The following is a 5,228-nucleotide window of genomic DNA, read 5'->3' as shown; positions in this document are numbered from 1 at the left end:
CGCCGGCGCCGCGCCGCCGGTCGCGCCCCGCCGCACCGGCGCTGGGCCGGCAGCCCCGCCCGCGCCACCGAGGCAACGCCCGCCGAGCGCGCCGAAGCCCGGGCGGCCGCCCTCCAGTCGAGGCGTGCGCCGACGGCGTGCGGGCGCCCTGGTCGCCTTCGTGATCGTCCTGCTTCTCGCGTGGCCGATCGGCCTGCTGATCTGGGCGAACGGCAAGATCGACCACGTCGACGCGCTGTCGACCGCGGCGAACACGCCGGGCGTCACGTACCTGATCGCCGGCTCGGACTCGCGTGCGGGCGGCATCATCCAGGACACCTCGACCAAGGGCGCCCGCACCGACACGATCATGCTGCTGCACGTGCCCGCGAACGGACCGCCGGCGCTGATCAGCCTGCCGCGCGACACCTACGTCGCCATCCCCGGCAAGGGCCACGGCAAGCTGAACGCGTCGTTCGCGATCGGCGGCGCGCCGCTCCTCGTGAAGACGGTCGAGCAGCTGACGACCATCCACATCGACCACTACGTCGAGATCGGCTTCGGCGGCGTCGAGCACGTGGTCGACGCCATCGGCGGGGTGCGCCTGTGCCTCGACGACCCCGCGCTCAGCTTCCCGATGAACGACAAGAACTCGGGCCTGGTCTGGGCCAAGCCGGGCTGCAAGGTGGTCGACGGCGTCACGGCGCTCGCCTTCACGCGGATGCGCTACTCCGACCCGACGGGCGACATCGGGCGGGCCAAGCGCCAGCAGCAGCTCATCGCCGCCGTCACGGCCGCCGTCGCCAAGCCATCCCTCGCGCTGCACCCGGGCAAGCAGGTTCAGCTCACCAACGCCGGCCTCGGCTCGCTCGCCGTCAGCAAGGGCACGAACATCGTCAGCCTGGGCCGCCTCGCGCTGGCCTTCCACGATGCGACCGGACCGGGCGGAGTCAAGGGCACCCCGCCGATCAGCGATCCCGACTACCGGCCGGGCGGGGTGGGTTCCACCGTGCGGCTCGACCCGGACAAGGCGCCGAAGTTCTTCAAGGACGTCATGAACGGGACGCTGACACCCGGACCGGTGGGCGGCCTACCCACTCCCTGACCCGGTCGCTTCGGTGCGAGCCGAGGAGCTCCGAAGATTCGGAAGGTTTAGTGCGCCCGACGCGCAATTCCTTCCCAATCCGGCCTCGCTGTCCGGGGCGGAATTCGCTTGCGGCAGCAGACTCGGCGCCATCCCGAGGCTGGACCCCGCCGATCGGCGACCCGTGACAACGACGTCATGAACGGGACGCTGGCACCCGGACCCGCCGTCGAGCCCGACGCCGCCGGTGGGCGGCCTACCCACTCCGTGATGCGGTCGCTCGCACCCGGACGACGACGCCGACGCCCGAGCCGTCCCGCTCGCTCCGTAAGGCGACCGACGGGTACGGCTCAGCCCCCCCCCGCCGAGTTGTCAGCCGGAGCGCGGTCTATACCGGGCCCTGAGGCTGACGTCGCGGGTACGAGCCGAGGAGCTCCGAAGATTCGGAAGGTTTGGTGCGCCCCACGCACAAATCCTTCCCATTCCGGCCTCGCACTGCGCGCCGTCCGGGCGGGCGCTTGCGGCAGCGGGCTCGGCGCCATCGCGAGGCTGGGCCGCCGCCGATCGGCGACCCGTGACTACGAGGTCAGGAACCGGACGCCGGCACCCGGACCGGTGGGCGCCCCACCAGCTCCATGATCCGGTCGCTCCCACGCTCGAGCCCGTGCTGGATCGCGGCCCGCAGCGGCGGACCGACCTGCCGCTCCACGCCGAAGTGGATCGTCATCGCGAGGAGGAGCGAGAAGGCGACAGCGATCGCGAGCGTCAGGTACGGCGGAAGCCAGCCGTTCAGGTGCGAGATCACCCACCAGCCCCAGTGCTCGTGCAGGAGGTACAGGGGGTAGGTGAGCGCGCCGAGCGTGGTGAGCCAGCGCCAGTCGACGCGCGCGAGCGGCGTCAGGGTCACCACCGCGACCGCCGCGATAGCGGCCACGACGAGTACCCCGAAGATCCAGGGCGACGGCACGAGGTCCGTGTTCCGGGCCTGCTTGAGGAGCTGGTCGGGGACCACGAGCCAGACCGCGGCGGCGACGTTCGCCGCCACCAGCGACCACGCGACGCGGGTGTGCCCCGCGCGGTAGATGACGAACAGCACCATCCCGGCCGCGAACAGCGGTGCGTACTCGGCGACCAGGATCTGCCTGAGCCAGCCCACACCGCTGGCGTCGGCCACCAGCGCGGCGGCCGGCCACAGCGTCGCGAAGATCAGCACGCGGCGTCGGGTGATCCCGATCGCGACGAACGCGATGATGAGCACGTAGAACCGGAGCTCGGCCCACAGGGTCCAGTAGACGCCGTCGACGTTCCCGACATCGAACATGCTCTGCAGCATCGTGAGGTTGACCGCGACCTGGCCGGGCGTGACGTCCTTCCCGCCGGGCCAGATCCACAGCAGCAGAGCACCGGTGAGCAGCACGCCCGACCAGTACGCAGGGAACAGCCGGGCGATCCGCGAGGCGACGACGTTGGCGACGCTGCGGTCCCACGCGGTCATCAGGATCACGAAGCCGCTGATCACCAGGAAGAGCTCGGGGCCCAGCGAGCCGTAGACGAAGAACTTCGCCAGGCCCGGGAACACGTCCGACGGCGAGCGGCCCCACGCCTGGGAGTTGCGGACCGTGAAGTGATACATCAGCACGCCCGCGGCGGCGAAGAATCGCAGGCCGTCCAGCGCGCCCAGGCGGGGCCTGCGCCGCTTGGGGGCGGACGTCGCGAGCGCGCCCGGAGGTGCTGCGGAGGTGTCGAGAGGGGTAGCCGGCGGCATGGCAGAGGTCGTCGAAGTCGCTAGTGGCATCACTCCAGGGTAGGCGCCGAACCCGGACGGCCCCTGCGTAGGTCCCTTGACGTATCGACCATCGATACGGTCTACTGGGCGGAGTCTATCGATAATCGATATCCTGCCGCAGACTGCGCACATGCGTCACGCCTGCGCACATCGGATGTGCGCAGGAGTCGTGGATGTGCGCAGCCTGCCGGATCTGCCGCCTGTGAGGAAGCATCGTGCCGCGTGTCGCGTGTCGGTTGGACCGGCTGCTCGTCGAGCGCGGCATGACGCTTACCGAGCTCGCACGACGTGCCGGGGTCACCGTGGCGAATCTCTCAGTACTCAAGAACGACCGCGCCCGCGCAATCCGGTTCTCCACGCTCATCGCGGTCTGCGACGCCCTCGGCTGCCAGCCCGGAGACCTGCTGACCCTGACCCCGCCGGAACGCTGAACGCGCCCCGGCTCGTCCCGGGGACCTCGAGTTCGCCGTTCCGAGTGCGAGTTCGCCGTTCGACCGGCGAACTCGCGTCCGACGGGCGAACCCGCGTCCGACGGGCGGACTTGCGTGCGACCGGCGAACTCGCGTGCGACCGGCGAACTCGCGTCCGACCGGCGAACTCGAGGAACTCGCCGCGTGGGTCAGACGCTGAAACCGGCGGGCTGGGCGCGCTTGCCCGAACCGTACTGGGCGCGCAGGCGCTCACCCTTCGCGGTTGCCTCGTCGCCGAGGCTCACCTGGAAGGCCCGCATCGCTTCACGGAGCCGCGCGGCGTCGTCGTCGACCCCGGAGGCGAGGATGCGCACGGCGAGCAGGCCCGCGTTGCGCGCGCCCGCGACCGAGACGGTCGCGACGGGGACACCGGCGGGCATCTGCACGATCGACAGCAGCGAGTCGAGGCCGTCGAGGTTCGCGAGCGGCACCGGGACGCCGATCACGGGCAGCGGCGTGACCGACGCCAGCATGCCCGGCAGGTGCGCGGCGCCGCCGGCGCCGGCGATGATCACGCGCAGGCCCCGGTCGGCGGCGGTACGGCCGTAGTCGATCATCTTGTCGGGCTGGCGGTGCGCGGAGACGACGTCGACCTCCACGGGGATGTCGAACTCGGCCAGCGCGTCGGCGGCGGCGCGCATCACCGGCCAGTCAGAGTCGGAGCCCATCACGAGCCCGACCAACGCACGCGCGCCCGACGAGTCCCGCGTGCCCCAGGTATCCCCAGCACTCATGTCCACTCCCTCGCTCACGAGTTGTCAGACCGAGCGCGCGGTATACCCCGCGCAAGGTCTGACACTTCTCTTCGGTTCAAGCCTGTCAGATCATGCGCGCTCCGCAGGGCGCGCAGGGTCTGACAAGTCGGACTTGCGCTAAGGGCAGAGCGGGGAATCTGGCCAGCGCTACTCGTCCCCGTCGCCGCTCAGGACGGCGGCGGCTGCGCTCGCCCGGGCGCGCACGTCGGCCAGGTCGTCCCCGACGACGGTCACGTGGCCGAGCTTGCGGCCGGGGCGCACGGACTTGCCGTACAACTGGACCTTGGCGCCGCCGTCGAGGGTGGTGACGGCGGCCAGGCCGTCGACGAGGTCCCCGCGCGCGCTGCCGAGCACGTTGGCCATCACGGCCCACGGGTGCCGGGCGGTGGTCTCCCCGAGCGGCAGGTCGAGCACCGCGCGCAGGTGCTGCTCGAACTGGCTGGTCACCGACCCCTCGATGGTCCAGTGCCCGCAGTTGTGCGGGCGCATCGCGAGCTCGTTGACGAGCACCGTGGGAGTACCGCCGTCCGCGGCGGGCACCTCGAAGAGCTCGACGGCGAGCACACCCGTCACGCCGAGCCCCTGCGCGATCGCGACCGCGAGGGCCGTCGCCGACCGCGCGACCTCCGGGGCCAGCCCGGGAGCGGGCGCGATCACCTCGGCGCACACGCCGTCGCGCTGCACGGACTCCACCACGGGCCAGGCGCGCACCTGGCCCGACGGGCGCCGCGCGACCAGCACCGCGAGCTCGCGGCTGAACGGGACCTTCTCCTCGGCCAGCAGCGGGATCCCCGTGCCGTCGACCCCCTGCGAGGCCTCGAACCAGTCCGCGACGTCCTCGGCCGAGTGCACGACGCGCACCCCCTTGCCGTCGTACCCGCCGCGCGCGGTCTTCACCACGGCGGTGCCGCCGACCTGCGCGAGGAACGACTCGAGCGCGGCGAGGTCGTCGAGCTCGACCCAGCGCGGGCAGGGCACGCCGAGCTCGGTGAGCCGGCGACGCATCACGATCTTGTCCTGCGCATGCACGAGCGCCGCGGCGTCCGGGCGTACCGGATGCCCCTCGGCGACCAACAGCTCGAGCAGCTCGTTCGGCACGTGCTCGTGCTCGAACGTGAGCACGTCGGCGGGCCCGTCACCGCCGCGGCCCGGCG

Annotated in this window: 5 protein-coding genes; 2 read left to right on the top strand and 3 right to left on the bottom strand. The window is 71.8% G+C overall.

What is annotated here, in order from left to right:
- The first annotated feature begins 124 nt into the window (after positions 1 to 124).
- A complete protein-coding gene (locus VIM26_RS26205; RefSeq protein WP_331956273.1) occupies positions 125 to 1,084 on the top strand; it encodes an LCP family protein in 960 nt (319 codons plus the stop codon).
- Positions 1,085 to 1,649: 565 nt separating this feature from the next.
- On the opposite strand, the gene VIM26_RS26200 is transcribed toward VIM26_RS26205, so the two are convergent.
- Positions 1,650 to 2,858, bottom strand: coding sequence for an acyltransferase (locus VIM26_RS26200; protein WP_331956272.1), 1,209 nt, complete (start codon positions 2,856 to 2,858; stop codon positions 1,650 to 1,652).
- 206 nt (positions 2,859 to 3,064) lie between these two features.
- Between VIM26_RS26200 and VIM26_RS26195 the strand changes: the two genes are divergently transcribed.
- Positions 3,065 to 3,280 carry a helix-turn-helix transcriptional regulator gene (locus tag VIM26_RS26195; RefSeq protein WP_331956271.1) on the top strand — a complete coding sequence of 72 codons (216 nt, stop codon included), beginning with the start codon at positions 3,065 to 3,067 and terminating at the stop codon, positions 3,278 to 3,280.
- 188 nt (positions 3,281 to 3,468) lie between these two features.
- Here the strand turns inward: VIM26_RS26195 and purE are convergent, their stop codons facing one another.
- On the bottom strand, positions 3,469 to 4,053 hold the full coding sequence (gene purE, locus VIM26_RS26190) for a 5-(carboxyamino)imidazole ribonucleotide mutase (protein WP_331956269.1): 585 nt from the start codon (positions 4,051 to 4,053) through the stop codon (positions 3,469 to 3,471).
- A 168-nt stretch (positions 4,054 to 4,221) separates the two neighbouring features.
- The coding region (locus VIM26_RS26185; RefSeq protein WP_331956268.1) for a 5-(carboxyamino)imidazole ribonucleotide synthase at positions 4,222 to 5,228 on the bottom strand (1,007 nt) is incomplete at its 5' end.

This window comes from Pengzhenrongella sp., assembly GCF_036565025.1.
Lineage (GTDB): Bacteria > Actinomycetota > Actinomycetes > Actinomycetales > Cellulomonadaceae > Pengzhenrongella.
Note: the sequence above shows the minus strand (reverse complement) of the source record. Positions and strands in the feature narration are given on the sequence as shown.

Coding starts and splice junctions, on each gene's coding strand:
- purE (WP_331956269.1), bottom strand. CDS start 4,053: ATGAGTGCTGGGGATACCTGGGGCACGCGGGACTCGTCGGGCGCGCGT.
- VIM26_RS26200 (WP_331956272.1), bottom strand. CDS start 2,858: ATGCCACTAGCGACTTCGACGACCTCTGCCATGCCGCCGGCTACCCCT.